The organism is Persephonella marina EX-H1, from assembly GCF_000021565.1.
Lineage (GTDB): Bacteria > Aquificota > Aquificia > Aquificales > Hydrogenothermaceae > Persephonella > Persephonella marina.
This window is the reverse complement of record NC_012440.1, coordinates 418,354-443,118: the sequence shown is the minus strand read 5'-3', so window position 1 is coordinate 443,118 and position 24,765 is coordinate 418,354. Positions and strand designations below refer to the sequence as shown.

Here is a 24,765-nt window from a genome sequence, read left to right as displayed (position 1 = left end):
TTGAGAGCAGAACTTCTTGGTAAGACATACAGGCTGAAAAACGAGATATCATCACTTGCATTATCGTTAAACAGTGAGGTTACAGAAAAAGAGGTCAGATCAAAATGGAATACTTACACCCCAAAACCTACTTACAGATACACAGTTGCTGAGGATGGATCTTTTAACAAAAGACATTACCTTGGTTTTTACCTGTACTCTGTGTGTGGATATGCTGTAGGATACAGAGAAGATGGAGAGTTTGTTGAAGAGGTAACAGGTGATATAAACCTCTCTGTTATAAAAAGATCTGACCTTGTTGATGACTACTTCAGAATGCTTATGTTCTTATCAGAGTTAAAGGCTGTTCTGAGACTTTCAGAAAAGGAAAAACCTTCAGTGATAATACTGGACGGAACATTAAGCAGTAGATTTATTACATTCTTCCCAAAAACAGACTGGTTCTCAAACGAGGACTTTGAAGGGAAGATAGCACAGATATCAGGTGAGTTTATACCAGAAATAAAAGATAACCTTATGAAAGAGGATATAACATCATTCTCTGAACAGATAAAACAGAAAGTTTCAGAAAGGCTGGAAGAAATCTTAGGAGAGAAAGGAAGAAGAAGGGATGTTTTAGAGGCTGCATTTTCAAAACTTGCCTACTTTGAGTATCTTCTGCTCCTTCACAGGCTGTTTTACGGTCTTGACTGGAATCCTGTTGTTATAGGTGTCGCAAAAACATCACACCTTACCGAGATATTCAACAGATCAATGCCTGATATAAGAATATTTCACCAGTTCATAAAAGAGACAGGATACAGTGAGCCTGTTTATGTTGACCTTGAACAGAAAAAATGGGAGTTCTCTGAGGTTTTTGAGTATCTTGAGAAGGATATAGCCGTTGAGCTTAAAGATATAAGCATAAAATACTTTTACGGAAAGTACGACAGGGGAAGAACGATATCACTTATAGAGGTTTATGAAAATCCCCAGTTAACAGAGGATGTAACACCTGAGAGAATACTTGATATTCTTAACTACTACTCTGTTATTGGCTATCCATTTCTCCTTAAAAAAGCTGACAACGAGGTCAGAATAACAAATAAAGATATGGATCTTATAGAGAATCTTCTTGATCTGAAAAGAGAGATACACGGCAGAGAAGGTCTGAAATGAAGATAAATCTTAAAGTTTTAAATGTCCAGATGGTATCAATAACACTGATAGTTTTCTCAGTTTTACTTTTTAAATTTATAGAAAATAACATTTACACCGAACCGAAAATAAAGAAAGAGGATTTTCAGATAGATATAAATACAGCAACAATGGAAGAGCTTATTAAAGTCCCTTATATAGGTGAAAAAACAGCTGAAAAAATATTAAAATTAAGAGAGGAAAAGGGATACTTTAAATCTGTATCAGAGCTTAAGAGTTTAAGGAACTACAGAAGATTTAAAAATTACTTAAAGGTGGAATAGAGGATGTTACTTGAAAATCTGTCTTACGTTGAGGTTGAAGCATATCTGGTTGAGAAGGATATCATTCTTATACCTATAGGATCTGTAGAACAGCACAGCCCTTACGGTCTTATAGGAACAGACTTTATAACAGCAGAGGCTATAGCGAGGGAAGTTGGAAGAAGGATGGACATACTTGTAGCTCCAACAATAACATACGGTATGTCACAGCATCACTCAGCCTTTAAAGGAACAGTAACATTATCCCCGGTAACACTGATAAACCTTGTAAAGGACATAATAAACTCTCTGTTAAACCAGGGTTTCAGGAGAATAATATTTATAAACGGACACGGCGGGAATATAAATGCTGTAAAAACAGCTTTTGAACAGCTAAAGTATGAAAACAAACCAGGTATATATGAGATAATCTCATGGTTTTTACTTCCTGAGATACAGGAGATGGAAAGGGATATCTTTGAGGACAAAAACGGCTTTCATGCAACACCTTCAGAGGTATCAGTAACAAAGTTCTTAAGACCGGAAGCTTTTGAGACAAAACCTAAGGAAAAGAAAAAGATTGAAAAGCCTGACGGTTACTTTCCACTGTCAGGGGAGGAGTTCAAAAAGCTTTACCCTGACGGCAGAATGGAATCTGCCCCGTGGCTCGCAAAAGAGAAGTACGGAAAACTGATCATGGAAGAGGCTGTAAGGATAATAATAGAAAGGGTGAAGGAGATAGCAAAAAAGAAGCTTTTTTAATTTGATATAGGAGGGAGTGCCATGAGAAAATTCATCTTTTTTATGACATTCATTATGGGATTAACCCTAATATACGGTGTATCAGCTGCTGCTGAAAAAAAATATGCAGTTTCTTTATTTGGAGGTACCTTCAAACCTACTGGTGATCTGAAAGATTGGGATGGATCGGGAGTTTTTGGTATTTCAATTCTCAGAAAGATTACAGATAGTTATGGAATTATGATTGATGCTTCTGGGTACAGTGTAGAATATGACTCTTCCTCCTATTATGGAAAAATTGATACTACAGCTCTTGAAGCTCTTTTTACAGTTACTTTTGGAAGTAGTGTATATGTCTACGCAGCTGGGGGAGTTGGATATTATGTGAACAGCTTAGATGAAGAAGTTAAATTTTTATCAATATCTAACTCAAGCACGGGTTCAGCCTTAGGATATGTTGCCAAGTTTGGCGTAAGATCAGACAGTAAGGGAGGGTTTTTTGGTTTATTTGTAAAATACAACACAAACGATCAGGAAGTTTATGATTATATAAATGGGAGATACTATAAAGCAAACTTTGGAGGAACTTCATACGGATTAGAGCTTGGAATACATTTTTAAAAAATTTATCTAGCTGGCTTTTAAAGCCAGCTTTTCTTCATCAAATCTTTAAAAAATATCAGGATCTGTCAGGTATCTTCTATCTTCAGCGTTCTTAATTATTAAAACGCTGGAGGTTCTTTTAATGTTTAAATTCAAAAACTTTTTTCTTGTTCCTGTTATGTTTTTTCTAATCTTTTCTCAACCCTATGCCTACGAGAGCCGAGTTTCTCTAAGTGCAGGCATTTTTTATCCAAATTCTGAAGATCTTGACGGCTGGGATGAAGGAACAGACATTACAGTATCTCTTTCAAAAAGGGTCTCACAGTCTTTTTATCTCCACTTTGACCTATCAGGGCATTCTACACAGGCTGAACTTTACGATACTGGACTAACAGGATCAGGTGAAATACAGACCAGAGGAATAGAAGTTATCGGAATATTCTCCCATCAGAACAACAAACTGGAGCTTTATGCTGGGATTGGACTGGGCATTTATATGAATAAACTCTCTTTAACAGCTACAGATGGATACTATGAATACACCTATGAAGATGCCGGTAGAGGAACAGGTGGTGTTTTAAAAGCAGGAATGAGATACTCTATATCACCAAAAGCTTTTATAGGTACATTTATCAAGTTTTTTACTAACAATCAGGATTTTCAGTTTTATGAAATTGATTCATACGGTAATGTTACTAAGTACGAAGAAACTTTCGATTTTGGTGGAACAGTAGTAAACGTTGAGTTTGGTCTAACATTCTGAGTTTAACCTGTACCTGATTGATCTGACCAGGGGGATGAATAATTATATTATTTTTTTCAACACATTCCTTTTCTGTCCAGTTAATTTCTTCTATTCATTTGATCTTTATTGCGTATTTATGCATACTCCATAAAAACTTCTCAAAGATTCTATCGTAATTTTTCCGTGTTCGTCATGCATTTCTATAACATCTGTCCCTAACTTTTTTTCTTGCAATTAGCCGGTATTGTAATTTGTTTCTTTGAGAGTTTTAAACAAGTATCTTATTTTTAATTTTTTTTATTCTACAAATTTTCAGTTCTATTCTCAAAATCCTTTTTGGTCAGAATTTTATATTCATATTTAGGAAAAACTTTGAAGCTATGTTATGTAATTTTCGTCATATTATCTCAAAAAATCATTATAAACAAGGTAATTAAGTCAAATTTTCCGAGAGATTTTTCTTATTTATTGAAAGATAATTCAGGAGGATACGATAATGGAATTAGTAAATATATGTAAAGGAATAATTTTAAACAATAGCGATATTGTACTAGTTAGGAGGGAAGATTCGAACAGATACAACGGATATTTAGAGTTACCCGGAGGAAAAAAAAGAGAATATGAATCTCTCGAAGAATGTTTAATTAGGGAGATAAATGAGGAAACAGGAATAAACAATATTAACAAAGTAAATCAATTCTGTAGTTTCTGTTTTAAGGACACTAAATTAAATAGGCACTATATATTAAATCTTTTTATATGTGAGATTCAGAAGGATAAAATACAGATAAAAAACAAGAATGCTCAATGGTTCTCTATTGAAGATTTATCAAACCTAAAACTCACCCCTTATACAGAAGAAATTCTTCCGTTTGTTTTCCATGTAGTAAGAAACAGAGACTTGTTTTTAACTAAATAACTTTGGAGGTGCTAAAGATGATGAAGGAAAGTAAACCTGCAAAGAAGCAAACAGGTTTAGCTTTACTGGAAGGAATACTGGAATGGAAATCTCAACTCAGTTTGAGGATGAAAGATAATTTGCGAAAAAACCGGTGTAAAGAAAGTACAAAAAGTTACGTTGGTGAAAGTATAGCAATTGAAGATATTTTATCATGGCATTTTATGATTAGGAGGTGAGAAAAATGAATCTAAAAGTTGTTGTTATTGAAAAACAAGGAAAAGTTACAATAGTTAAATGTGGTTACTGTAGAGGAGGTGGTTCAGCAGGTTGGGGAAAATGTTCGGTTTGCGGAGGAGTCGGGGTGATTACTTTGGTATGTGAAGAACCAGAAACTCCAATAGTTAAATGTGGTTACTGTGGAGGAGGTGGTTCAGCAGGTTGGGGAAAATGTTCGGTTTGTGGTGGTGTCGGGGCAGTTCCTGCCTTTGGGAAATACAAAATTCGTAGAGCTGTTAGAACAGGTTGATTCTAAGAGTTTAACTCCAATTATAATGGGGGAAACTTAAAATTTCCCCCTTCCAAATTTCTCTTGTTCTTAGATAACTATAGTATCTTGTCCTTTAGACGTATATCTGAAGAACATATATTCATCTTCTCCTTTTTGTTTAAGCTCAAGGACTGTATTCCTGAACGCTTTTTCAAAGTTGTGATTTTCTTTTATTAACTGTTTAAAATATGAAGTGCTGAACTCTTTAGCCCCTTTAGAAAATACAGCATAATATGTAGATATAACTCTCTGTACATTATTGACCAGAAATGCCTTCTCAATAGCGTTTATTTCATCAAATCCTTCAACTTTCTTGTTTGTATATGTTTCGCAGGAGCTAAGGGAAACTAAATTTATATTTAAATTCATAAGGTAGATATCTTCACGGGTTAAATTTTCTGTAGGAGAAAGTATAAGATAAGACATATTTGTGTCTTCATCGTACTTTCCATGCAGAACAAAATGGACGATATTCCAATCTTTTTCTTCTAATTTCTTTTTGAGAATTTCTTTCCTGTTGGAATATTGGCTCAGATTAAGCATTTCTACAAAATATCCATCTTCTTTCAAGATTTTTTCCACTTCTACAGCTTCATCTTTTAGCTGTTTTTCTTCTGTAAATACAATTAAAGCTTTCTTAGAAAATGTTAGCTGTATTCTTTTTTCTAACAGTTTTGCAGTTGGCAGATAAGAAACTTCTTTTTCGTCAATCAGGGCAATATGTACAGGAAGTCTATTTAGTTCACCTATAGGGGATATATAAACTCTGGTTTTGTCTTTTGGAATTAAAGGGAGTACATGTCTCTTGAGTATATCTATAACATCAGCAAATAACTTTCTACGAATCAGTAAAAATTCTTTTAATGAATTACTTTCAATAAAATCTAAAATATAATTTTTTGTTTCATCTCTTATTAGACTTCTTTCTATTTTATTTTTTATATCTTTTAATAGATTATCATCTAAGTTTTTATTTGATGCTAATGGAAGGATAAGTTTTGCGTTTAGTAAATAGGATATCTCTGCATAATCGTCAATATTAGTTCCTCCTATATCATAATTTTTTGTATTTACTTTTATTTCGCCACCATTTTTATAAACTAATATTATGGTAAGTACTCTTTTGATATCTCTATAAATAGCAATTTCTCTAAACAATAGGTACACAATAGTTTCATTAGTTTTTAAATTGAGATTATCAAAATTAAAGTTAACAGATATATTTTTAAGAGTGTCATAAAATATTTGTTCAATCTCTCTGGTTTTTTCTTTATTATTTGTGGAATTTTCAGCTTCTGACTCAAGAATTATATATCTTAAAAGGTTAGTATCAATGGAATTATCTTTTTGCATTGCGTTTTTAAGGCTATGTAGCGCATTTTCTATTGTTTTGTTAACATTAAATTTTTCATGCAGTTTTAGTAATTTGTTTAAATTAGTATTGTCCGTAATCTGCTGTTTTCCCACGAACTCCTTGAAGAAGAAATAACCTTTAAACTGTTCCACAGCTTCTAATATTTCCTTTTTTTCTGTCAGACTATTTTTGTGAAGTGAAGAATAAAAAAGTAATCTATCCAACGAAGAAAAAACAAATTTGTTAATATAACTTTCAATTAAAAGTTTAGAATTAAGACCATCAATAATCCTTTTTAAATTAAATAAAATAGTTAGCTCATAAGAAATTGCTGTATTTAATAATGGCTTTATTGGAATAATTTTTATCAACATTCTCCATAAAATACCAAGGTCGCTCCATGCATTTGCGAGGTTAGGGTCAATATTGACAGCATTTTCACAGTATCTGATAGCATTTTTAAAACAGTTCATAGCATCATCAAGATTTCCTTTTTCTTTATGAATTTCTCCTGATCTAGCCCATGAAACGCCAAGGTTGTACCATGCATCTGCAAAGTTAGGGTTAATTTTGACAGCATTTTCAAGACATCTGATAGAGTTATCAAATATATTTCCTTTTTCTTTGTGAATTTCTCCTAATTTTTGCCATGAAACGCCAAGGTTGTACCATGCATTTGCAAGGTTAGGGTTAATTTTGACAGCATTTTCACAGTATCTGATAGCATTTTTAAAACAGTTCATAGCATCATCAAGATTTCCTTTTTCTTTGCGAATCTCTCCTGATTTAGCCCATGAAAAGCCAAGGTTACTCCATGCATTTGCAAGGTTAGGGTTAATTTTGACAGCATTTTTACAGTATCTGATAGCATTTTTAAAACAGTTCATAGCATCATCAAGATTTCCTTTTTCTTTATGAATTTCTCCTGATCTAGCCCATGAAAGGCCAAGGTTGTACCATGCATCTGCAAAGTTAGGGTTAATTTTGACAGTATTTTCATAGTATCTGATAGCATTTTTAAAACAGTTCATAGCATCATCAAGATTTCCTTTTTCTTTATGAATTTTTCCTGATTTAGCCCATGAAAGGCCAAGGTTGTACCATGCATTTGCAAGGTTAGAGTCAATATTGACAGTATTTTCATAGTATCTGATAGCATTTTTAAAACAGTTCATAGCATCATCAAGATTTCCTTTTTCTTTGTGGATTTTTCCTGATCTATACCATGAAACGCCAAGGTGAAAATATTTTAATTTATCGTCTGAAAATAATTCAGAGAGATTTCCTAAAATTTTTAGGAAAGAGGTATAATAATCTGGACAAATTTGATTGATTTTATCTCCTTCTTTCCAAAAATAAGATAACAATTCCTCTAATATTTCATCATTAGTGGGTTCATTTTTTAATACCTCAATTACAGTACCAAATAGATTTTTACATGCTTCTGAATCTGATTTGTTTTTTAATTCTTCAAGCTGGTTGATTAAGGCTTCAATTTTTGGGTTCATTTTAAATCACCTCGTCCTAAAATCTTAAACCTTTTACAACCATCTGGAAAACTTTAACTTATTCAATTTATAACTTGAATAATATCTCCTTATAATTAAATAATTATCGGAGCTATGCCTAAAACCTCAATTTTACCTAATTATTTATTCTATAAATCTCAAATTCAGTGCTTTACTAACAGTTAACATATCATGAAACCTCTACCCTACCGCCGTTTATATTGCTTCTGTAGTCCAACTAAACCTTATTAGGATATTATTCCCTTTTAAAGCTTTTACCTGTATCAAGCAAAAGTTTATTACTTCCTATAATCCTTTGAGTTTTTATATAAAACTTCTTTTAAGAAATTAGGAAATTCCGTCTTTAATAGATTCATAGATTCTAATTTCCCTATATCCTTTCCTATAGTTATTCCCATATATTTCCCACTAAAAAAAGATAGATAAATCAAGGCTTTTACATCTACATTGTTAAGTTCCCAGAGTTTAATGATATTGTTTAAATGGTCAGGTAAAGAAGTACTCATTGCCATTATTTCATAAATGAGATTATCAAGTTTTTCAAATTCCTCTTGGGAAATCATATAGACATGACCATTGGAAATTTCATCAAACTCTTTTTGCGGTTTAATATGAGCTATTTTTTTTGCAATTTCCCTGAGTTTAAAATCTTTTTCAATTTCATTGAATAAATTATTCATATTTCTTTCAAATTCGGGATTAGTATTCATCTTAATTACCTCCAGATTGTTTTACTTATTAAGAAATTCTGGAGGTAAAATTTGACAAATTACTTGTTTGATATGGCTACATTTCGAGCTTCTTCAAACAATCTTTTTATTCCTTGTTTATATCGGTTATATAGTCCATTTATTTTTGTTGCTGGTACAAATGGATTTTCAAAGTATTCTTTTATTTCATGATTATGGCATTCTTTACTTAGTATATAGAGATTTAGATTATCATTGAGGAAGATTAAGATTTGTGGATAGAGTTCTTTTAGGATTCTGTTTTTTAATTCATCTGTACAATCCTCTCTTTTCTTTTTACTAACCAGTTCAGCAACCACTTCTTTTGTTAACTTATCTAAAGTTTCAGCTGCTTTGAAAATAATACCCGAAATTTCTTTTTCTTCATTCGAATAAGATTTGTTTAGAAAATCAATGAGTTCCCTATATACACAGTATTCATTGTCATTTTTACCCACAAACTCAATGATGGAGAAAATACCTGCGTCCCAGTTATAAGTTCCCTTAATCTCTTTTGCCGAATTATATCTATATTTTTTTCCTTCGGAGTTATGTTCCATTATATATCCGTAAACTGCACTAAGTTTACATTTGGGTGCATGTTTATTACGATAATATATTAATCCATCGGCGAGATAAAATGTAAGCAATAAAAGTTTGTTTAATTTGTTTTCTTTACGCCCTCTCTTATTATCAATAAGAGTTGGCTGCTTTATTAATGTGTTAATGGCCTCTCGCGAGAGATATTTCTTGTCTTCGTCAATATCTTCATATTCTTCATCAGTATTTTCAGAAATATTATAATGACGATTTGCGTCATATGGTTGACTTTTTTTATTCGTTCCTTTATTTGTTTTCTTTTTTTCTTCAAATAACTTCTGTATTATTTTTATTACATAGTAATTACCTAATCTTTTCAAAAAGCCTGGTATATTCTCTTCATTTCTATTGTACTTCTTCAGAATATCTCGTGTTGTAAATATAATTTCGATATGTGGAAGTTTATTTCCTCTTTGTAATAAAATATCAAACAATTTGCTTAAAAGCTCAGGATTTTGATTAATATAATTTTTTGTTAAAGAGTTTTTTATAATTTCCATAATTTTTTCATAAAAGGAGTAATTTATTTTTCCATTCAGCTTGATTAGCTTATTAAAAAGCCTATGCTCTTTATTAAACTCATAAAGCAAAGATTTCTGTAAGTTTTCTAAAAACATACTACCTAAGTTTATTTCTTTAATTGTATTTCCGTCATCATTTTTTATTTCAATGTACTTGTTTTTTAGGTTTTTATATATATCTAATAAGATGTTTTTGTCTTTTTTATTCAATTCAACGAAAAATTTATTTTCGTTATTAAAATCCTCAACATCTAACTCAAAACCATATAAAACCTCGTTATTAATTTTCAGTTCTTTAGGAAAAATAATTTTCTTTACATTATTGTTAATATCAAGCAGTATAATTGCAGTTTTTTTGGAAAGGTCTTTCACTTCATAAATACTTAGCTTTGTATCTTCCACATTGAAATCAATGGTTGTTCCATCAGGTTTTGCATCATTAATATTTTGCTCTTTTAAGTTTAATTTTCCTGTATTTATAGCTTCTTTTATTTTTTCAATTATTGTTTCCTCGTATCGTATTATGAAGGGTTTGAAACCATTGTTGTCCTTTCTGTTCCATGAAATTTTTCCCCTGAAAAGGAACATGTAAATTTTATTACCCATATCTATATTGAAAGTTGCTAAAAATATTGTTCCGAAATGATGTCTATCTATAATACGGATAATGTCTTTTTTTTGAATTGCAGACCTTAATGTAAGCTCGGCTTCAGCAAGTTCACTGAGTTCCTGGGACATTTTTATTCTTTCTATTTCTTCTAATAAATCGTATAATACAAAGTCTAAAATTATATGAAAAACATCATTTAGTAAAAAAAGTCTTTCTTCCTTTAAATCCTCTAAATTTTCTGTGCTGAAGAAAAACATCGGATTATTTTCATCTCCAAAGTTAATCATAAATGGTAGTTCTACGGTTACTATATCTTCGGGCTCTTCTATTTTTTGAACTTCCTTGTTAATAATCCTGTTTGAAATAAAGTCACTGTAAATACTATCAAAGAATATTACAATATCCTCACTAGTAAGTTCATCTATATTAAATTCATTTAGGGGTTTCGCATTCAAGGAAGGATTTATTTTGTTAAGTTCATCTGTATGTGTTGTATATATGTTCCCCATATTTATAAACCTCCCTGACCATAGTATATCAATATATCAATTAAATATTCTTTCAGCAGTTTTATCAGCCAAGTCCTCTAAATTTTTATCTAACTCTTCAACTTTATCTTTGTAAATTTCATTATCATAAAAAGAAGAGTAATGTTCAATCTTTTCATCAATAGTTTCGTGTTTTTCAGAGTTATCTTTAGAAGTGTATTCCTGGTTATCTTCCAACTCATCTTTTAACTCTTCTTTCTGAGAATAACTATTTTGTTGGGTTTTAACATCTTTTGTGTGTTGTTTGCTTGTTTTTACGTCTGTTTGAGTCGGTAGATTGAGTAAATTTTCTTTTTTTCCCTGCAAAAAGAACGAACCAGCTATAAGCAGAATGACAAGTATTAAAATTCCTGTTAATATCTGCATAGCTATCCTCCTTAAGATTTTCTATTCCAATTGTTATATAAGTTGATGAGTACCTCTGTTTGTTTTGGTATGGTTTTGAAGCCACTACAAAACTCTTCCATATAATTTCCAACAGAAAGAAAGGTTTCTATATCTCCCTGTAGTAAATAAGCTAAGGAGTAATAGGTTGAGGCTATACACTTCACTCCCATGTTTTCATAATCGCCATAAACAATGTCCTCACATTGTTTAACTGCTTCATCAAACTTGCCCTGTTTGAGATTTAATTCAATTGCCTCTAATATTTGGGCTTTTTTACTGGAAATTCTTAATAAGGGTGTTTTTTTATAGTTGGTTTTCTGTAATGTAGTATTTACTCCTTTTGGGGTGCAGGAGAATAAAAACAAGGCTATAAATGTCATTATGATAAATCCTGACTTTTTCATCTTTTTGCCTCCTTACTTTTTAATTTATAGAAAATTTTAAAGACTTTTTTGACGTAATTTTTACTCTCTGAAGGAATACTCTTTGCGTAAGGACCTGCATTATAGGCAATTAAGGCCTTTTTAATAGCAATTGCTTTTGGATGAAACTGTTCGTAATATGATAAAAGTGCTTTAAAATAAAGAATTCCTATTTCCATATTTATTATTGGGTCAAATAATTCCTCAGTTTTAAGGTTTTTATCGAATATCAAAGCCGTTGTAGGCATTATTTGCATAAGTCCAATAGCACCTTTATGGGAAACTGCACATGGGTCCCATTTACTTTCTACATAAATGATGGAATAAATCAAATCCGGGTCTAAATCAAATTTTTTTGAAAGTTTATACATTTCTTTAAAAAGTTCTTCTAAGGAATAAGTCCTTGAGTATTTGAATATACACTCATTCTTATCAATAGTTTCTGCGAAAAGATTTGGTACCATTGATAGGTTTAATAGTACCATAAGAAAAATCCTCAATATCATTGCTCCCTCCTATATTGGATAGACTTTCTTTATGGGTATTTTCTTTCCTTCTAATTGAATGCTATCAATTGTTAGATAAAGATACCCTTTTTGTGCAAAGAGGGAAACATTTACAGATACTATTTTAGATATATTCCTATTTTTGATTTCTTTTTTTACTAAGTTTTGTATAATTATTTTTAATCTTGGATCAAGTTGTAAAAACAACTTACAATTTAACTTGTTACATATATAGTTTTTCTCATAAATCAACCTTCTTTCAGCAGATAATAGCTTTATTTGATAGCCAATTATAGTATCAGGTATGTTACTCAGTTCTTTAATTCTTAGATCTGAGTCGAGGTAGCCTAAAATGGAAGAATTTTTACCTCTACCAGTAAAGACGAAAACCTTAGAATTTTTGTTTAATAAAAGAAAAATTACATCTTTTGACAAGTGGAGCTTTATTTTTACGGGTAGCGTATTATGTTTGTAGTTATTCCTTGCTTCTTTGGTTTTTTTATAGCTATGTATTTGGTGAGAGTCTACTTTAATTAGATTTCTATATGAAGGATGTTGTTTTTTTTGAATATCGCTTTTGTTCAGAGAAATAGGATGTTTCTGATTAATATGTTTAAACATTAATAATATCATTACAACCATGCTAAAAAATATTATTTTTTTTCTATTGGAATGCATAGTAAATGTTTCCTCCAGAATTCTGTATTGCTTCTATAATCTTAAAAACCTGGTTCATTCTAATTCTTTTCTTAGAGTCTGCTAATATGACAACTGAAGTTGGCTTATTTTGTTTTATCCATTTGATTATTTCTTCAAAGTCAGAAATCAAAACTTCGCGGTTATCTTTAGATACAACCCATTTATTATTTTTCAATCCTATATAATAAGAATCATCAAGTATTTGCATATTTCCTGTGTTTTTTTCTCTATCTTTTGCATCAAGTTCTGTTGCTTCGTTTGATGAATTATGGATAATTGCAAGTATCAAGAACAAAAACATCAGGTTAAAGAAAACATCTATAAAAGCTACAGATACCTTTCCCCCACCCTGACGGAATTTCATCTAATCACCTCCTTTAGATTTTTCATAGCTTAGAATCAGGCTTACGATCAGTGTAACTACTAATCCCGCGATAGTTGAAAGCCATGCTTCTGACAGAACGTTCATTAGAGCAGCATTATTTATACGGTCATTTTCGAATATGCTGGGGCTCTTAAAGGCTAAAGCTATAATGCTACCAAGCAAACCCAATGTAGTTGCGTGAACTTCTAAAAAAGAGAGGACAAATAGAACTTTTTCACTTGGTTTTCCCTTGTCTATTATGTCCCATATTAAAGAACCTAAGGATAATACGGAAATTATAATAATGAATATAGTTATAATCCCACCTTTATTTAATAACCACTTTGTTGTTAGTATTATATTTTCTCTAAACATCATAAACCCAACAATCAGTATTAACAAAGAGAATAAGTACGAATACTTAAAGGTCTTCAAAGAAATACTCTGTGATCTCTTCATTTTCTTCTCCTCCAATTTCTATTTCTTCTTTTTGCTTTTTTAACAGTGGTTTTGCAACTTCAAATATTTCCTCAAGAGAAATATTACTTAAGTTATTTTTCAAACCAGAGTATGTATTGTAAAAACCTAAAAGTACTATTCTGATTGCCTCTCGTTGTTGGTTTATTTCATATATAGCATCCCTTGTATGTGAACGTATTATTTCAATATCCACAGAATCACCTAACTGATTACTAAATTCTTCTATCTTTTTTTGCCTCTTTAAGTATTTCTTTAAGTTTCTGATTTTTTTCTCCAATAATTTTGCTTCTCTTTCTGGAAGAAAATCCTTCATTGATGTATATACAGCAACAATTTTCCTTCCTGTATCTTTAGATTCTCTGAGAAAAGCTTTAAACTCTTGTTGATGATCTGTAACTCCAGAGCTTCTATAATCTTTTAGTAAGTTATATCTTTGCATCAGTGTTTTTTCTTGTTTTTTTAAAGCATCAAAAAGCTTAATGTAATAGTTCCAAGTTTCGTATACTTTTGATTTACGGCAATATTCCTCTTTTGCTTTATTCTTGACGGGTGTACCGCACTCCTTTTCAATTTTCTTCAGATTTTCCTGCAATTCATTCAACAAAGACTTAATTTCTTTGCTATTCTCCTGTAGTTTTTTCCCATTCTCACGTAATTTTTTTCTTATTAAAACCTCTTCACTGGAATATGCATCATTCGCGTAAGCGGATATACATAAAATCTGAAAAACAATAGCTAAGAGTAAAAAAACTACGCTAGATACATTTTTTATTGTTCTCATTTTAGTTCCTCCGTTTTATATTTTGTAAATAAGAAGGTATTTATATTGAGAAGGTCTATATCCTTATTTTTTCTAAGGTATAAGATGTAATTGCAAAACGCCAAACTGAAAATAAGTTTATCTCCTTTTAAGTTTTCATTAATTTCTCTAATACAATTACAAGGGTCATTTCTGGAGGCAGCTATGCTAATTTTAAATCTATCAATACATGCCATAGATTCTCGGGAAATAAGTTTTGGTATGATAGCGAAATTGCCCTTCTCAAAATTAAGAGCGATTTTTATAAAGTTATTATGAATATCCTGATTGGCGAGGTGATATAATTGCTCGGCAAAAACATTTTTTGCAAGAAGAATAAAAATAATTGGCAATAATAAAAGTTTTTTTATTTTCATCTTGGAACCTCCAGGGTAGATTTAATTCTTTCTATGTCTATAAGAAGTAATTCTAAGTTTTTTTGACAAATTAATGTTTTCTGAGAAACAATAAGTCTTTTAATATTTTTCAATTTTTGCAGATATATTAACTGTAAATCTTTATTCTCAGATAAATATTTGGAGTTTATCTTGACAAGAAAATCTAATTGGTCTAAAGTGTTTATAAGTATCTTCAAAAGCTCTCTATCTTGCTTTTCAGTTTCCATCCTTCAAACTCCTTTATAGTCTTTTATTTATCAAGAAATTTGAAAAGGGATTTTTGACATAATTTGTTGAATTCAAGTGAACAAAGAGGATATACTTTACAAAAAATTTAGAATAGTTTGGTAAAAACCGATGTTAGACAAAACATCAGAGGAAATAAATAGGGCAAAGGAAGTTATAAAAAAGGCGGATGCGATCCTTATAACAGCCGGTGCTGGAATGGGTGTTGACAGCGGACTGCCTGACTTTCGGGGAACAGAGGGTTTCTGGAGGGCGTATCCTATAGCAAAAAAACTTGGTCTTAGATTTGAAGAGCTTGCCAATCCAAGATGGTTTAGAGAAAATCCAAGGCTTGCGTGGGCTTTTTATGGACACAGACTCCACCTTTACAGGAACACCCAGCCACACGAAGGATTTAACATACTCAGAAGATTAGGTGAGTCAAAAAAAGGTGGCTATTTCGTTTTCACATCAAATGTTGACGGTCAGTTTCAGAAGGCAGGTTTTGACGAAAAAAAGATCGTAGAGATTCACGGATCAATACACCACCTCCAGTGTGTTCAGCCCTGCTGTGATCAGATCTGGTCTGCTGACGGTGTTGAGATTGATATTGATATGGAAAGTTTTGAGGCAAAGGATCCTCTCCCATCCTGTCCATACTGCGGTGGACTTGCAAGACCTAATATTCTTATGTTTGGAGACTGGGAATGGATACCCCACAGAACGTCAGGACAGGAGTTCAGACTTGATAGATGGCTTTTTGATGTAGATGATAAAGGCTATGAGGTAGCCATAATAGAGATAGGTGCCGGAAAGGCTGTTCCTACCGTTAGAATGTTCTCTGAAAGGGTAAAAGAAAGGATATTTGGAACATTAATAAGAATAAACCCGAGAGATTATGATATTCCTTCAGGAAGAGATATATCAATACCACTTGGTGGACTTGAAGGTATAAAAGCTATAACAGAAGGGATCATTTAGAAAGCTCTTTCAGTATTCTGTGGGAAAGAATTATAGAAGCTGTTTTATCAAGATAATCATTTGAGTTTCCACATTTTGGCGAGTAAATACAGGATGGACAGCCTGATATACAGCCACATTTTGAGATCGTTTTATATGTACTTTCCATCATCTCCTTAAGTCTGTTAAACCCAACCTCTGAATACCCAACACCACCCTCATAACCGTCGTAAATAAAAACTGTAGGTCTTCCTGTTTCAGGGAAGAAAGGTGTTGATAAACCTCCTATATCCCATCTGTCGTTCATAGCAAAAAGTGGATAAATACCTATAAGACCGTGTTCAACACCGTGTAACCCACCTAAAAATCCGTTTTTTCTCTCTTTTATCCTTCTTTTATACTCATTAAACTGCTCTTTCTCCTTCTGGCTGAGTCTGCTTACAAAACTCTCTGTTGCCTTTAATGCAAACTCAAAAGCTGTAATATCCCCACTTTTTCTGAACTTCAGTAGATTCTCAAAAACAAGATCAGAGTATACAAACTTCCCTGTGTAAAGTTTTCCCTTCTGGATGATAAAGCTGTAAAGCATTCTTGCGTTATGTTTTAAATTTCTGTGTATGATCTCCTCTTCCCATTCCTGAGGCATTGTCCACCAGAAAGCAACAGTCTCAAACTCCCTTGATAGATACTTATCAGGATCAAACAACTCCTCGTTCATCTTCTCGTCAAACTCAATGTCCCTCATTGAGTATCCTACAACAGTCGTTTTTACCTTTACCTTCCCTCTGAAAATCTCTATACTTCCCGCTTTCCTGAAATCCTCAACCTTTATTATCTCTATGAAAGACTCTTTCAAAGGCTCTGTTATATAGGAGATATTAGAATGAACCACATAAACAACCTTACCTTCCATATCAAGATGCTCAACTATATACTTCTCTCCGTTATGTAAATAAACAGCTCCAGGATGTGCCTCGTAAAGGACGATATCCTCAGATATATCTCCTATAACTCTTCCTGAAACTGTCTCAACAATCCTGAAACTCTCTCCCGCTGATCTAATGCTGAAAGGCTTCTGTCTTGAAGCGTAAAGCTTGTTATTTGAAAATCTGATAATGCCTTCCTTATACAGCTCCCTTGCAACCTCTTTCTCATTTTCAGAAAGTTCATCAAGCTTTATAGGTATCTCACTTGCCATCACAGGAAGGTGCTTTTTAAGTATGTATCTGTTTTCCGGATTTATAACAGGTTCTTCCATCTTTCTGTAAAAAAGCTCCTCGGGATTTTTAACAAAGTACTGGTCTAACGCATTCCTTTTTGGTATTAGAATGTTGTATGCCTTCCTATCCCTTCTTCCAGCTCTTCCAAATCTTTGCCAGAGCTGTGCTAGGGTTCCAGGATATCCAACAAGAATACAGTTATCAAGGTCTCCAATATCAATACCCATCTCAAGGGCACTTGTTGAGATCACAGCAAGTATATTTTTTGTAAGAAGTTTAAACTCTATCTCTCTTCTTTCTGCAGGTGTGTAACCAGATCTGTAAGGACTTACCTTATCTACCAGATCATCTCTCCCTTTCTTTACAAGAATATCCTTAACCCTGAGTGACAGTATCTCGGCCTCCTTTCTACTGTCAACAAAAACGATACTTGATATATCCTCAATAACTGTATTTGCTATAAGCTCTGCTGTCTCAGAGGATCTTAAATTCCTGAAGATCTGTATCTCCCTCTCAGGTGATGGTGCACCTGATCTTGATATCTCAACAACCTCCTCTCCAATAAGCTTAGATGCAAAAGAAGATGGATTGTGAACTGTTGCAGAATTCATTATAAAAACAGGCTTTTTTGTTCTGTAGTATCCTGTTATTCTCTTCAGCCTTCTCACTATATTTGCTATATGGGATCCAAGTATTCCTCTATAAGCATGAATCTCATCAAGTACTATAAAATCAAGATTCTCAAAAAATGAAGACCAGCCTGTATGATAAGGAAGTATCCCTGCATTCAGCATATCAGGTGTTGTTATAAGAAATGTTGGTGGATCTTTTTTTATCTCCTGTCTTTTTTCTCTGTCTGTATCCCCATCATAAACATCAACTCTTGCATCTATACCGGTCTCAAGTATAAGATCCATTATCTTTCCATACTGATCCCGGGCTAAAGCTTTGAGGGGAAAGATTATAATTCCCTTTGTCTCAGGATTCTCTTTCAGCCTTTCAAGTATTGAAAGTATGTATATAAAAGATTTACCTGATGCTGTAGGTGTTGTTACAACAATATTTTTCCCTTCTTTTACGGCGTTAAGTCCTTCTACCTGATGTGAGTAGAGCTTTATATCTTTTCTCTCTAAAAAACTTTTTAGCTTCTCGTTCTTAAAATCAAACTGACCGTATTCAGGAAAAACAGGTGGGATTATCCTTGAGTAAGCTATTCTGTTCCTGTAGTATCTTAAAGTTTCCATAAGATAAGAATATATCACATAAACCTGAAATTTCTATCTGTTATATAATTGAAATTAGTACCAAACAGGAGGAAGTTGATGAAAAAAGTTCTCAGTGGAATGAGACCAACTGGAAGACTTCATCTTGGACATTACCTTGGTGTTATAAAAAACTGGCTACAGCTTCAGGAAAAATACGAATGTAAGTTTTTTATAGCAGACTGGCACGCCCTGACAAACAAGTACAAAGAGACAGACCAGTTAAAAGAGAATGTGAGACAGATGATAATTGACTGGCTGTCATGTGGGATAGATCCAGAAAAAGCAACACTTTTTGTCCAGTCAGGTGTAAAGGAGCATGCGGAACTTGCACTTTTATTCTCAATGATAACACCAAAAAGCTGGCTTGAGTTAAACCCTTCTTACAAGGATCTGAAATTCAACCTTTACTACCAGTATATGAGGGATTTCTTAGCAGGAAAACAGATAAAGATAATTCTCACACCACCTCCTGAGAGTTTTGATCAGGCCTTAGAAAAGGCTACAGGAAAGCAGAAAAACAAGATATTTGAAGAGTATTTAAGGGAAGCTTTCCACAGGGCATTTTATAACCAGAAAGGGATTGATTTTAAATGGCTTAAAGAGACATTAATGAGATTCGGAATTCAGAAAAAGATCGTTGAAGAGGTAGTCAGAAATCTTGAGGAAGGAGATGTTGGAAAAGATATAGACACACTTGGATTTCTCGCATATCCTGTTCTTCAGGCTGCAGACATTCTGATTTATAAGGCTGATGCCGTTCCTGTAGGTGAGGATCAGCTACCACATATAGAACTTACAAGGGAGATAGCAAGAAGGTTTAACAATCTTTACGATCAGATATTCCCTGAACCTGAAGCTTTACTGACAGAAGAATCAAAACTTCCCGGTATTGACGGCAGAAAGATGTCAAAATCTTACAACAACGCCATATACCTCTCAGACGACAGAGAAACTGTAAACAGAAAAGTTCTTGAGATGAAAACTGATCCCCAGAGAGTAAGAAGAACAGACCCTGGAAATCCTGATGTATGCATAGTTTTTGAGTATCACAACATATTCACAGATAGCGAGACAGTTTCTGATATTGATAAAAAATGTAGAAAAGCAGAGATAGGCTGTGTTGACTGTAAAAAGATACTTGCAGAAAACCTGAACAGCTTTCTTGATCCTATCAGGGAGAGAAGAAAAGAGATAGAAAAAGATATCCCAAAGTATGAGAAGGTTTTACAGGAAGGAACTGAAAAAGCAAGGGCTGTAGCCTCTGAAACAATGGTTGAGGTGAGAAAGGCTATGAAGCTGTGGGAGTTCTGAAATACAACTACGGTAAAATTTATACGGTCATATGGGTAAATAATCTATTTTTATCTCTTTGAATTTTTTGTTATCTTACCCTTTGCCTTTTAGGTTGTTGAGATCTTCTTTCTTGAAAGTTTATGACAGGCATATCAAAGATATTATAGTATGGAATAAAATTCATACCGAGAGGTATAACTATGGCAACAATAAAAAAACAATATCTTTACCTGAAGAGTTGTATAGAGAAGCAGAAGGTATTTCTCATAACTTCAGTGAAATAGTTAAAGAAGCTTTATCAGAGTATATAAAGAGAAAAAAAATAGAAAAGACGATATCAACTGCAGGTGCTTTTAAGGACTTGAAGGAAACAGGTGTGGAATATGTAGATAAAATGAGGCAAGAAGATTTATCCATAGAGGAGGAAAGAATTAACAGATAAGTTCATCGTTGATACCGATATCTGTATAGATTTTTTGAAAGGGCAGGAGTTTGCAGTATCAATTGTAAAAGATTTACTAATTAACGGTTATGCTTACCTGATTACGAGCTTTTAAGGGGTGCTTATTCAAAAACAGGAAAAGGCAGTTAAAGATCTGGTGAGAGGCTTTGAGATAATAAATATAGATAGCGATATAGTAAACATAGGAGCAAAGTTTTATAGAGAATATAGAAAAAAAGGTATAACCTTATCCACTGTTGATTGCCTTATTATGGCAACTGCAAAAAAGTATGGGTTAAAGATAATCACACATAACGTAAAACATTATCCAGAGGAAAATTTGTTGTCTGAATTTTCAAGGAATATATCAAAAAATAAAAATTCATGACATGAGAGCCAGTAACAGCTGAGGAAACCTTTTGACCTTAGTTCTTCTTTGTGTATTGTATCGCAAAATTCACCGTTATATTTTTTGACTGCTTCGCTTTCTTTTTCAAGTTTTACCCTTTTAAGAAATTCTAACCCTTAGCGGAAACCAGTTATCCTTCAACTGAGTTATCAAAGAGATAATACTACAATTTGTAAATGGGGCGAAAGCCCCTTATTTTAAAGTCCCTTTTCAGCCATGAAAAGAACAAGATCTTTCAGTCTGTTTGAGTAACCCCACTCATTGTCATACCATGAAGCTACATGAACAAAATTTCCACCTATTACTTTTGTTGAGAGAGCATCAAATATTGATGAGTGAGGATTTCCTACAATATCCTGTGAAACTATAGGATCTTCAGTATACTCAAGTATGCCTTTCATCTTACCTTCAGCATACTCTTTCATCTTTGAGTTTATCTCTTCCTCAGTAACCTCTCTCTCAAGTATAACAGTAAGATCAACAAGTGATCCGTCAGCAACAGGAACCCTTCTTGCTGTTCCGTCTAACTTACCTTTAAGTTCAGGGAGAACCTCTCCTACAGCTTTGGCTGCTCCCGTTGTTGTAGGGATTATATTTGTTGCAGCAGCTCTCGCCCTTCTTAGATCCTTGTGAGGAAGATCTAATATTCTCTGATCATTCGTGTATGCGTGGACTGTAACCATATAACCTTTAACAATACCGAACTCATCATTTAATACTTTAGCTACAGGAGCGAGACAGTTTGTTGTACATGACGCGTTTGATATTATATGGTGGTTTTCAGGATCGTACTGATCCTCATTAACCCCAAGAACTACAGTCAGATCAGGGTTTTTCCCCGGAGCTGAGATTATAACCTTTTTAGCTCCTGCCTGAAGATGTTTTCCAGCACCTTCCCTGTCTCTGAAAACACCTGTTGACTCTATCACAATATCAACCCCAAGATCCTTCCACGGAAGCTGGGCAGGATCTTTTATAGCTGTAACCTCAATCTCCTTCCCATCAACAACAATAGAGTTACCCTTCGCCTCAACAGGCTTTGAAAATCTACCGTGAACAGAGTCGTATTTTAGAAGATGTGAAAGTGTGTAAGCATCTGTAAGGTCGTTAATGCCTACAATCTCTATCTCAGGATTATCAACACAGGCTCTGAAAAAGTTTCTACCGATCCTTCCAAATCCGTTAATTCCAACTTTGATAGCCATTTACATCCTCCATTTATTTCTTTACCATTATATTTTAACATTACAACAGATTAAGGAATGGAAAATGTTTATAACAGATGTAGGAAAACTTTTAGATGCACAGGATAAGATACTTACTGAACTTGGAAATCTTGATGAAGAACTTATAATATCCGGATCTTTCGGTTTTGTAAGAGCTTACTCCCAGCACAGAATAACAGACACAATTCAGATATATACAGAAAACCCTGAAAACGTATCGGAGAAGTTAAAAGATGTTATAGATATCAGGGAGGTATCCATATCTGAAAGATGGCAGATACCTGAAAAGGTACCACAGGTATCTGTAAGTACTGTTAAAGATGGGATAAATCTAAAAATCAACCTGATAAAAGATATATTTCAAGATATGTTTGAAAAAACAAAGCTTGAGATAGGGCTATACCTGGAAGATCTTGAAGGGATATACCACAGGATTCTTCTTGATCTTATTAACTGTCCTGAAAACATACTTTATGCAGTTGATATCGCCTATATAGATGATGAGTACCACCTGATAGACTTTATTGAGATATTCAGTAAAAACACAGGAATAAAAAGTGATTCAGTTGTTGAAAGCTTAAAAAAGCTATTAGAGGTTATGGAGAAAGACAGATTCAGTATAGACAGAACATTAAGGGAACACAGTGTTAATATAAGCTCAAATGTTATGAAGAGATGGATAAAAGCTAAGATTGAAGAACTTTCTCAATAATATCCTCCATTCTCATACCCCTTGAGCCTTTAACAAGAAGAACACACTCTTTATCCTTTATGCTGTCCATAAGTTTTCTGTAAAGTTTTTCTTTATCATCAAAATGGTACGAATTCTTTTTGTCCTTTATTACAGTGTATGTATGGTATGTTTCCCTGCCGTAAAGAAGTATAAGATCTATATCTGAGCTGAGTATTTCTTTACCCACTTTTATATGCATCTGCTCTGACAGGTCACCAAGCTCAAGCATATCTCCAAGGATAAGAACCCTGAAAGAAGGGATACCGCTCAGGGTTTCAATAGCATTTTTAACAGATAGAGGGTTTGCGTTGTAGCTGTCATCTATCACTGTTAATGATCCTTTTCTTAAAACTTTACCCCTCCCTTCAGGCAGACTGAAATCTCTCAGTTTCTCAGCTGATCTTACAGGGTTTATATCAAGTGCATAAAGAACAGAGAGGGCAGCGGCTATATTGTTAAACAAAGCCCTGCTGTAAACTGGAACGGTTATACGGATCTTATCATTCTTATAGCTTACAGTACCTGCAGTTCCTTCTGGAGTTATGTTTATCTCAGATATCTTTATATCAGCGTAATCAGAGATTCCAAAAGTTACGTATTTTTTTAATCTGTCCATATAATAGATCTTCAGATCCTCTGGAAGAACAGATATCTCACCACCATCAAATATCTCACCTTTACCCTGAACAACACCTTCAAAAGATCCAAAACCCTCAATATGACCGTGTCCTACAGATGTGAGAACCCTAACCTCAGGTTTTGAAATACTAACAAGCTTACTTATATCACCTCTCTTACTTGCCCCAAGCTCAAACACCCCCACCTCAGTATTCTCCGGAATATTTGAAAGGGTTAGAGGAAGACCTATCTCATTGTTGTAATTTCCTTCTGTTGCGTAAACCCTGAATATATCTGAGAGGAGAAATCTCAGAATCTCCTTTGTTGTTGTTTTTCCTGAAGTTCCTGTAATACCAACAGCTTTCTTCAGTTTTTTCCTTTTAAATATCCCTATCTCAGTAAGGGCTTTAAGGGTGTCATCAACGAGGATACCGTTTTTGTAATCTGTCTCAATAGATGTGAGATAACCGGATGAACCTTTCTTTAGAGCATCATCTATAAAATCATGACCATCAGCTTTTGATCCTTTAAGCGGAACAAAAAAGCTATCTTTCTGAGCCTTCCTGCTGTCAATGATGAACCTTTTTATCTCTTTATCAGCATCCCTCAGTTTTAAAGGTCTGCCCTTTACAATCTCTAATATCTCTTTAATCTTCATCTTTAATCATTGCACCACTTAAAACGATAGGTTAAATAATATAAAATAGGCTGATAAAAAAATAAACAAAGAGGGCAAGATGGAATTTGATATAACTAAGCTCATTTTTATGATTCCTGCTCTGATGTTTGCAGTTATTATACACGAACTTGGACATGGAGTGATAGCCTACAGGCTTGGAGATCCAACGGCAAAAATATCAGGAAGACTCACATTCAATCCTTTACCACATGTTGATCCTGTCGGAACACTTTTAGTTCCGATCATTCTCATACTTGCTAAATCTCCTATACTCTTTGGATGGGCAAAACCTGTTCCTATAAATCCTGCAAACTTCAGGAAGTTAGGTTACAGAAAGGGTATGGCTGTAACAGCTGCTGCAGGACCATCAGTTAATTTTATAGCTGCTGTATTCTTTGGTATCTCTTACCAGATACTATCATCAGATGCTGTTTTAGGAACCCTCGTCTCGGTTTTTGGTCCAGGGATTATAAAATCAGTCGTCACACCTCTCCTGATATTTTTCCAGTATTCTGTGAGTATAAATGTTATCCTCGCCATATTTAACCTTCTTCCGATACCACCTTTAGACGGTGGAAGGGTTCTTATGAGCATTCTCCCACCTGAACTTGAACACAAACTTGAACCTGTTGAACAGTATGGATTTATAATAGTTATAATATTATTATTTATTGGGGTATTGAATATTATCATAATACCCCCTTATATGTATCTGACCAGAATTTTACTGGGGTTTTAAAAGGTGATTTAAATTGATTAAAGTCATGGAATTGT

At 33.4% G+C, this 24,765-nt stretch carries 29 protein-coding genes; 14 read left to right on the top strand and 15 right to left on the bottom strand.

From position 1 onward, the window contains the following. From PERMA_RS02450 to PERMA_RS02415, 8 genes are all read left to right on the top strand, one after another. Nucleotides 1-1,158, top strand: coding sequence for a DNA double-strand break repair nuclease NurA (locus tag PERMA_RS02450; protein WP_012675388.1), 1,158 nt, complete (start codon nt 1-3; stop codon nt 1,156-1,158). After that, nucleotides 1,155-1,460, top strand: a complete 306-nt coding sequence (locus PERMA_RS02445; protein ID WP_012676440.1) for a ComEA family DNA-binding protein — start codon at nt 1,155-1,157, stop codon at nt 1,458-1,460. The genes PERMA_RS02450 and PERMA_RS02445 overlap by 4 nt, the downstream gene beginning before the upstream one ends. 3 nt (nt 1,461-1,463) lie before the next feature. After that, nucleotides 1,464-2,201, top strand: coding sequence for a creatininase family protein (locus tag PERMA_RS02440; RefSeq protein ID WP_012676560.1), 738 nt, complete (start codon nt 1,464-1,466; stop codon nt 2,199-2,201). Between the two features lie 21 nt (nt 2,202-2,222). Continuing rightward, the gene (locus PERMA_RS02435) at nt 2,223-2,801 is read left to right on the top strand and encodes a hypothetical protein (protein ID WP_012675695.1); all 579 of its coding nucleotides are present in this window, start codon (nt 2,223-2,225) and stop codon (nt 2,799-2,801) included. Between the two features lie 124 nt (nt 2,802-2,925). Beyond that, nucleotides 2,926-3,546 carry a hypothetical protein gene (locus PERMA_RS02430; RefSeq protein ID WP_012676265.1) on the top strand — a complete coding sequence of 207 codons (621 nt, stop codon included), beginning with the start codon at nt 2,926-2,928 and terminating at the stop codon, nt 3,544-3,546. 478 nt (nt 3,547-4,024) lie between these two features. Continuing rightward, a complete protein-coding gene (locus tag PERMA_RS10450) occupies nt 4,025-4,447 on the top strand; it encodes an NUDIX hydrolase (protein ID WP_049756061.1) in 423 nt (140 codons plus the stop codon). A gap of 17 nt (nt 4,448-4,464) precedes the next feature. Then, complete coding sequence (locus PERMA_RS02420; protein ID WP_041530867.1) at nt 4,465-4,665, top strand: hypothetical protein; 201 nt, start codon at nt 4,465-4,467, stop codon at nt 4,663-4,665. 5 nt (nt 4,666-4,670) lie between these two features. Beyond that, nucleotides 4,671-4,955, top strand: a complete 285-nt coding sequence (locus PERMA_RS02415; protein ID WP_012675913.1) for a molecular chaperone DnaJ — start codon at nt 4,671-4,673, stop codon at nt 4,953-4,955. A 69-nt stretch (nt 4,956-5,024) separates the two neighbouring features. On the opposite strand, the gene PERMA_RS02410 is transcribed toward PERMA_RS02415, so the two are convergent. From PERMA_RS02410 to PERMA_RS02355, 12 genes are all read right to left on the bottom strand, one after another. After that, nucleotides 5,025-7,838 (bottom strand): tetratricopeptide repeat protein, encoded by a 2,814-nt coding sequence (locus tag PERMA_RS02410; RefSeq protein WP_015898914.1) that lies wholly within the window; start codon nt 7,836-7,838, stop codon nt 5,025-5,027. 299 nt (nt 7,839-8,137) lie between these two features. Further along, nucleotides 8,138-8,569: a hypothetical protein gene (locus PERMA_RS02405; RefSeq protein WP_041530866.1), complete on the bottom strand. Its 432-nt coding sequence runs from the start codon at nt 8,567-8,569 to the stop codon at nt 8,138-8,140. A 59-nt stretch (nt 8,570-8,628) separates the two neighbouring features. Then, nucleotides 8,629-10,827 carry a hypothetical protein gene (locus tag PERMA_RS02400; protein WP_012676289.1) on the bottom strand — a complete coding sequence of 733 codons (2,199 nt, stop codon included), beginning with the start codon at nt 10,825-10,827 and terminating at the stop codon, nt 8,629-8,631. Between the two features lie 36 nt (nt 10,828-10,863). After that, on the bottom strand, nt 10,864-11,232 hold the full coding sequence (locus PERMA_RS02395) for a hypothetical protein (RefSeq protein ID WP_041530865.1): 369 nt from the start codon (nt 11,230-11,232) through the stop codon (nt 10,864-10,866). An 11-nt stretch (nt 11,233-11,243) separates the two neighbouring features. Continuing rightward, nucleotides 11,244-11,657, bottom strand: a complete 414-nt coding sequence (locus tag PERMA_RS02390) for a hypothetical protein (protein WP_041530864.1) — start codon at nt 11,655-11,657, stop codon at nt 11,244-11,246. Next, a complete protein-coding gene (locus tag PERMA_RS02385) occupies nt 11,654-12,181 on the bottom strand; it encodes a lytic transglycosylase domain-containing protein (protein WP_012675538.1) in 528 nt (175 codons plus the stop codon). Before PERMA_RS02385 ends, PERMA_RS02390 begins: the two co-directional genes overlap by 4 nt. Nucleotides 12,182-12,190: 9 nt before the next feature. Then, nucleotides 12,191-12,859, bottom strand: coding sequence for a hypothetical protein (locus tag PERMA_RS02380; protein WP_012676681.1), 669 nt, complete (start codon nt 12,857-12,859; stop codon nt 12,191-12,193). After that, nucleotides 12,846-13,244 (bottom strand): ExbD/TolR family protein, encoded by a 399-nt coding sequence (locus PERMA_RS02375; RefSeq protein ID WP_012675682.1) that lies wholly within the window; start codon nt 13,242-13,244, stop codon nt 12,846-12,848. Before PERMA_RS02375 ends, PERMA_RS02380 begins: the two co-directional genes overlap by 14 nt. Further along, nucleotides 13,245-13,703: a MotA/TolQ/ExbB proton channel family protein gene (locus PERMA_RS02370; protein WP_041530863.1), complete on the bottom strand. Its 459-nt coding sequence runs from the start codon at nt 13,701-13,703 to the stop codon at nt 13,245-13,247. Then, nucleotides 13,666-14,505, bottom strand: a complete 840-nt coding sequence (locus tag PERMA_RS02365; protein WP_012676439.1) for a hypothetical protein — start codon at nt 14,503-14,505, stop codon at nt 13,666-13,668. Before PERMA_RS02365 ends, PERMA_RS02370 begins: the two co-directional genes overlap by 38 nt. After that, nucleotides 14,502-14,900, bottom strand: coding sequence for a hypothetical protein (locus tag PERMA_RS02360; RefSeq protein WP_041530862.1), 399 nt, complete (start codon nt 14,898-14,900; stop codon nt 14,502-14,504). The genes PERMA_RS02365 and PERMA_RS02360 overlap by 4 nt, the downstream gene beginning before the upstream one ends. Then, nucleotides 14,897-15,148, bottom strand: coding sequence for a hypothetical protein (locus PERMA_RS02355; RefSeq protein ID WP_041530861.1), 252 nt, complete (start codon nt 15,146-15,148; stop codon nt 14,897-14,899). The genes PERMA_RS02360 and PERMA_RS02355 overlap by 4 nt, the downstream gene beginning before the upstream one ends. Before the next feature lie 130 nt (nt 15,149-15,278). Here PERMA_RS02355 and PERMA_RS02350 point away from each other — a divergent pair, with 130 nt between their 5' ends. Continuing rightward, nucleotides 15,279-16,127, top strand: a complete 849-nt coding sequence (locus tag PERMA_RS02350) for an SIR2 family NAD-dependent protein deacylase (protein ID WP_012675549.1) — start codon at nt 15,279-15,281, stop codon at nt 16,125-16,127. Here PERMA_RS02350 and PERMA_RS02345 read toward each other — a convergent pair. Continuing rightward, nucleotides 16,120-18,570 carry a DEAD/DEAH box helicase gene (locus PERMA_RS02345; protein WP_012675237.1) on the bottom strand — a complete coding sequence of 817 codons (2,451 nt, stop codon included), beginning with the start codon at nt 18,568-18,570 and terminating at the stop codon, nt 16,120-16,122. The two genes, PERMA_RS02350 and PERMA_RS02345, sit on opposite strands and share 8 nt — an antisense overlap. Nucleotides 18,571-18,648: 78 nt before the next feature. On the opposite strand from PERMA_RS02345, the gene trpS reads away from it, so the two are divergent. From trpS to PERMA_RS02330, 3 genes are all read left to right on the top strand, one after another. Then, complete coding sequence (gene trpS / locus PERMA_RS02340) at nt 18,649-19,902, top strand: tryptophan--tRNA ligase (RefSeq protein ID WP_012676338.1); 1,254 nt, start codon at nt 18,649-18,651, stop codon at nt 19,900-19,902. 112 nt (nt 19,903-20,014) lie between these two features. Then, the gene (locus tag PERMA_RS02335; protein WP_012675263.1) at nt 20,015-20,326 is read left to right on the top strand and encodes a type II toxin-antitoxin system CcdA family antitoxin; all 312 of its coding nucleotides are present in this window, start codon (nt 20,015-20,017) and stop codon (nt 20,324-20,326) included. Nucleotides 20,327-20,444: 118 nt separating this feature from the next. After that, entirely contained in the window at nt 20,445-20,714 is a 270-nt protein-coding gene (locus tag PERMA_RS02330) for a PIN domain-containing protein (protein ID WP_012676098.1), read from the top strand. A gap of 218 nt (nt 20,715-20,932) precedes the next feature. On the opposite strand, the gene gap is transcribed toward PERMA_RS02330, so the two are convergent. Then, nucleotides 20,933-21,940, bottom strand: coding sequence for a type I glyceraldehyde-3-phosphate dehydrogenase (gap, locus tag PERMA_RS02325; protein WP_012676093.1), 1,008 nt, complete (start codon nt 21,938-21,940; stop codon nt 20,933-20,935). Between the two features lie 64 nt (nt 21,941-22,004). Here gap and PERMA_RS02320 point away from each other — a divergent pair, with 64 nt between their 5' ends. Continuing rightward, nucleotides 22,005-22,673, top strand: a complete 669-nt coding sequence (locus tag PERMA_RS02320; protein ID WP_012675849.1) for a hypothetical protein — start codon at nt 22,005-22,007, stop codon at nt 22,671-22,673. Here the strand turns inward: PERMA_RS02320 and PERMA_RS02315 are convergent. Further along, nucleotides 22,648-23,970 carry a UDP-N-acetylmuramoyl-tripeptide--D-alanyl-D-alanine ligase gene (locus PERMA_RS02315; protein ID WP_012676952.1) on the bottom strand — a complete coding sequence of 441 codons (1,323 nt, stop codon included), beginning with the start codon at nt 23,968-23,970 and terminating at the stop codon, nt 22,648-22,650. The genes PERMA_RS02320 and PERMA_RS02315 overlap by 26 nt on opposite strands. 79 nt (nt 23,971-24,049) lie before the next feature. Here PERMA_RS02315 and PERMA_RS02310 point away from each other — a divergent pair, with 79 nt between their 5' ends. After that, nucleotides 24,050-24,730 (top strand): site-2 protease family protein, encoded by a 681-nt coding sequence (locus PERMA_RS02310; protein WP_012676653.1) that lies wholly within the window; start codon nt 24,050-24,052, stop codon nt 24,728-24,730. Nucleotides 24,731-24,765 lie beyond the last annotated feature (35 nt).

Excerpts from the sequence above, each read along its gene's own strand:
- PERMA_RS02445 (WP_012676440.1), top strand. The coding sequence starts at position 1,155 with ATGAAGATAAATCTTAAAGTTTTAAATGTCCAGATGGTATCAATAACA.
- PERMA_RS02440 (WP_012676560.1), top strand. The coding sequence starts at position 1,464 with ATGTTACTTGAAAATCTGTCTTACGTTGAGGTTGAAGCATATCTGGTT.
- PERMA_RS02435 (WP_012675695.1), top strand. The coding sequence starts at position 2,223 with ATGAGAAAATTCATCTTTTTTATGACATTCATTATGGGATTAACCCTA.
- PERMA_RS02430 (WP_012676265.1), top strand. The coding sequence starts at position 2,926 with ATGTTTAAATTCAAAAACTTTTTTCTTGTTCCTGTTATGTTTTTTCTA.
- PERMA_RS10450 (WP_049756061.1), top strand. The coding sequence starts at position 4,025 with ATGGAATTAGTAAATATATGTAAAGGAATAATTTTAAACAATAGCGAT.
- PERMA_RS02420 (WP_041530867.1), top strand. The coding sequence starts at position 4,465 with ATGATGAAGGAAAGTAAACCTGCAAAGAAGCAAACAGGTTTAGCTTTA.
- PERMA_RS02415 (WP_012675913.1), top strand. The coding sequence starts at position 4,671 with ATGAATCTAAAAGTTGTTGTTATTGAAAAACAAGGAAAAGTTACAATA.
- PERMA_RS02410 (WP_015898914.1), bottom strand. The coding sequence starts at position 7,838 with ATGAACCCAAAAATTGAAGCCTTAATCAACCAGCTTGAAGAATTAAAA.
- PERMA_RS02405 (WP_041530866.1), bottom strand. The coding sequence starts at position 8,569 with ATGAATACTAATCCCGAATTTGAAAGAAATATGAATAATTTATTCAAT.
- PERMA_RS02400 (WP_012676289.1), bottom strand. The coding sequence starts at position 10,827 with ATGGGGAACATATATACAACACATACAGATGAACTTAACAAAATAAAT.
- PERMA_RS02395 (WP_041530865.1), bottom strand. The coding sequence starts at position 11,232 with ATGCAGATATTAACAGGAATTTTAATACTTGTCATTCTGCTTATAGCT.
- PERMA_RS02390 (WP_041530864.1), bottom strand. The coding sequence starts at position 11,657 with ATGAAAAAGTCAGGATTTATCATAATGACATTTATAGCCTTGTTTTTA.
- PERMA_RS02385 (WP_012675538.1), bottom strand. The coding sequence starts at position 12,181 with ATGATATTGAGGATTTTTCTTATGGTACTATTAAACCTATCAATGGTA.
- PERMA_RS02380 (WP_012676681.1), bottom strand. The coding sequence starts at position 12,859 with ATGCATTCCAATAGAAAAAAAATAATATTTTTTAGCATGGTTGTAATG.
- PERMA_RS02375 (WP_012675682.1), bottom strand. The coding sequence starts at position 13,244 with ATGAAATTCCGTCAGGGTGGGGGAAAGGTATCTGTAGCTTTTATAGAT.
- PERMA_RS02370 (WP_041530863.1), bottom strand. The coding sequence starts at position 13,703 with ATGAAGAGATCACAGAGTATTTCTTTGAAGACCTTTAAGTATTCGTAC.
- PERMA_RS02365 (WP_012676439.1), bottom strand. The coding sequence starts at position 14,505 with ATGAGAACAATAAAAAATGTATCTAGCGTAGTTTTTTTACTCTTAGCT.
- PERMA_RS02360 (WP_041530862.1), bottom strand. The coding sequence starts at position 14,900 with ATGAAAATAAAAAAACTTTTATTATTGCCAATTATTTTTATTCTTCTT.
- PERMA_RS02355 (WP_041530861.1), bottom strand. The coding sequence starts at position 15,148 with ATGGAAACTGAAAAGCAAGATAGAGAGCTTTTGAAGATACTTATAAAC.
- PERMA_RS02350 (WP_012675549.1), top strand. The coding sequence starts at position 15,279 with ATGTTAGACAAAACATCAGAGGAAATAAATAGGGCAAAGGAAGTTATA.
- PERMA_RS02345 (WP_012675237.1), bottom strand. The coding sequence starts at position 18,570 with ATGGAAACTTTAAGATACTACAGGAACAGAATAGCTTACTCAAGGATA.
- trpS (WP_012676338.1), top strand. The coding sequence starts at position 18,649 with ATGAAAAAAGTTCTCAGTGGAATGAGACCAACTGGAAGACTTCATCTT.
- gap (WP_012676093.1), bottom strand. The coding sequence starts at position 21,940 with ATGGCTATCAAAGTTGGAATTAACGGATTTGGAAGGATCGGTAGAAAC.
- PERMA_RS02320 (WP_012675849.1), top strand. The coding sequence starts at position 22,005 with ATGTTTATAACAGATGTAGGAAAACTTTTAGATGCACAGGATAAGATA.
- PERMA_RS02315 (WP_012676952.1), bottom strand. The coding sequence starts at position 23,970 with ATGAAGATTAAAGAGATATTAGAGATTGTAAAGGGCAGACCTTTAAAA.
- PERMA_RS02310 (WP_012676653.1), top strand. The coding sequence starts at position 24,050 with ATGGAATTTGATATAACTAAGCTCATTTTTATGATTCCTGCTCTGATG.